The organism is Terriglobales bacterium, assembly GCA_035624475.1.
Taxonomy (GTDB): Bacteria; Acidobacteriota; Terriglobia; order Terriglobales; family Acidobacteriaceae; genus DASPRL01.
On sequence record DASPRL010000143.1, the window covers coordinates 1 to 2,934 of the forward strand.

The 2,934-nt window shown below is 69.2% G+C and carries 2 protein-coding genes; both read right to left on the reverse strand.

Annotated elements, in window-relative coordinates:
- The coding region (locus tag VEG08_06100; protein ID HXZ27557.1) for a hypothetical protein at positions 1–1,801 on the reverse strand (1,801 nt) is incomplete at its 3' end.
- 123 nt (positions 1,802–1,924) lie between these two features.
- Entirely contained in the window at positions 1,925–2,617 is a 693-nt protein-coding gene (locus VEG08_06105; protein ID HXZ27558.1) for an amino acid racemase, read from the reverse strand.
- Between the last annotated feature and the right edge of the window lie 317 nt (positions 2,618–2,934).

The following is a 2,934-nucleotide window of genomic DNA, read 5'->3' on the forward strand; positions in this document are numbered from 1 at the left end:
AGCGGCCGCTTTCGCGGTCGTAGACGTAGAGGCCGCGGCCCAGCGTCCCGGCATAGACGCGGGTGGGCGTGACCAGCATGGCGTTGGGGTTGACCTCGAAATCGGCGGTGGCGTCGTCGAAGGTCTGCCAGCGCCCGTTGCCGTCGAGGCGGAGGATGCCGGCGCCGTAGGTTCCGGCGAACCATTCGTCGCCCACGGGCGCCAGCGCGGTGATCCAGTTGGCCTTCAGGCCGGAGTTGGCGGTGGTGTAGCTGGTCTGGACCACGCCGTCCTGCAGGATGGAGAGCCCGCCCAGCGTGCCCACCAGCAGGCGGTTGCCGGAGAGGCCGAGGGCGTAGGCATGGTTGTTGATGAGGCCCTGGAAGGCATAGAGACTGCTCATGCCGTTGCGGCCGATGAAGGTGATCCCGGCGGGAGTGCCGGCGATCATGCCGTCGCTTGTGAGGGCGACGTCGGTGACGTGGTCGGCGATGAGGCCCTGCTCGCGCCCCAGCACCTGGCGCTCGCGCCCGGCGGCATCGAAAAGCACCAGGCCGTTGGCGGTGGCCACGGCGGCCAGGTTGCGGGCGTCGTCGTGCACGATGCGGTTGACGCAGAACAGGTGCGCATCTTCGAGGTGGCGGGCGGGGCGGCCTGGCTCCAGGATGTCGAGGCCGCGGTCGAAGTAGCCCACCCAGAGGCGGCCGGAGGCGTCCACGTCCAGCGCTGCGATGTTGCGGTCGGTCAGCCGGCCGGGCTCGCGCTCCAGCACCCGCCGCCAGCTTCCCCCGGTCTTCTCCCCGGCGTAGAGGCCGTCCTGGGCGAGGGCGTAGGTGCCACCCTGGATCTCGAGGATGCGGGCGACCGGGCCGGGGAGCGCCTGGCCGCGCGGGCGCGAGGAGATGACGCGGCGCGTCCCCAGCGGGACCTCCAGGGTGCCTTCCTCGAGCGTGCCCACCAGCAGGGTCTCGCCCTGGACCAGCAGCGACTGCGCGAAGAAGCCCGGCGCCAGGACGCGGGCGAAGCGTCCGCCGCGGAACTCGGCTACACCCACTGGCGTGCCCGCATAGACGGCGTCACCGGAGGCGACCAGCGCCAGCACCTGTGGGTCGGGCATGCCGGAGCCATCCGCGAAGGCTTCCACCGCTCCGGCGCGGTAGTGCAGCAGGCCGCGATTGAGGGTGCCCACCCAGAGGTCGGCGTCGTTGCCGGCGAGCGCGGTGACGTACACGTTGGCGAGAGCGGCATGGAAGGGTGCGAGGCGCTTGCCGTCGTAGACCAGCAGCCCGTGCTTGTCGGTGCCCAGCAGGATGCGTCCGGCGGAGAGCGGCAGGACCGCGGTGATGGTGCGGTAGCTCGGGTCGTCGGGGAGGAGCTGGCGGAAGCGGCGGCCGTCGAAGGCGAGCAGGCCCTGACCCTGGGTGGCAAGGAAGAGTTCGGGATCGCTGGAGTCGGCGGCCACGCCCGTGGCCAGGCGGGTGACGGGCGCGGGCGGCAATTCCAGCCCGACGCGGTACTGGGCGCGGAGCTTGCCCTCGGCGTCGTACTCGAAGAGGCCGGCGGGACCGGCCAGATAGAGGCTGCCGCGGTACTCGGCGGCGTCGGTGAAGCTGGCGGGAGCGCTCAGGTACTCGACCTGGCTGGGAGCTTTGCGGTCGAGGCGGGTGAGGGTGAACGGAACCTGGCCTTGGGCGGCGACCTGCTGTTGGGCTTGGGTGAGGGCGCGGTGGGCCTGCCAGAGAGCGAGGCCGGCAAAGCTCAGGCCCGCCACCGCGAGCAGGACCGGCGCCAGGCGCCACGCTCTCTTGAAAGAAAAAGGCACGACGGGCTTCGAAGAGGAAGCGATTTATACACCCGCCGCGCGCGAAAGAACAGTACTGTTTTTCCTTGGACACCGCAAGGGGAAAAATGTTCCGATGCACCAGGAAGCGCGCAAAAGAGCGCGCTAGGCCAACATCGCGGCCACGATCTCCTTGACGTGGATCTTGGTGGTGTCGAGCAGGGGAAGAGGGCAAGGGGCGTCGCGCAGGATGAGGGGCAATTCCGTGCCGCCCAGGATCACGCCCTCAATGGCGTCGCGCTGGCGCATGCTCTCGATCACCTTCAGGAAGCCCTCGCGGGTGGCCGGCAAGAAGACGCCTTCCACGAGCTCGCCCATGTATTTCTCATGCACCCAGGCGCGCTCGTCCTCTGCGGGGACGGCGAGGGCGATTCCCCGCCCTGAAAAGGCCTTCTGGTAGAAGCCGGCGGTCATGGTGAAGCGTGTGCCCAGCAGGCCGAGCTTGTTCAGGCCCAGAGCCTGGGCTTCGCGCCAGGTGGCTTCGACGATGCTGATGAGGGGAATGCTGCAGCCCCGGCGCACCTCGTCGAAGACGATGTGCGGGGTGTTGGCGGAGATGAGGCCGAAGTCGGCGCCGGCGCGGGCCAGGCGCTCGAAGGCCTCGGCCAGGTAGGCGGCCAGACCGGCCAGATCGTTGGCGGTCACCAGCTCCACGGCCCGCTTCAGGTCGATGGAGTGGATGAGCATGGGCGGGTAGGAGCCGTCGGGTCGCTGCCGGCGGTAGAGCGCGATGATCTGCTGGTAGTAGTCGATGGTGGACTCAGGGCCGGTGCCACCGATGATGCCGGGCAGCTTCATGGGACAGGATTCTACAACGCACAGCCGAGGGCGGCTGTGCCACACGGCCCCGCCCGGAACCGGCGTATGACCTGCGTCACAACCCGGAGTGACATCAGTCACAGCCTCTCGGACGCCGGGCCCGCATACTGCCAGTGAAGGCCCGGTAAGGATCCGGTAGACACGGCCGGAGACTTCGACCTCAGGCGCTTTCCGGCGAAGCCTCTTCCCAGTGGGCACGGGGTCCGGCCCGGCCGGCGGCCACGCGCCGCCCCGAGGTGACAACATGGCTTCCCTGAGCAACGCGTTCTGCAGCGAATCCCAGAAAGTCCATGGCG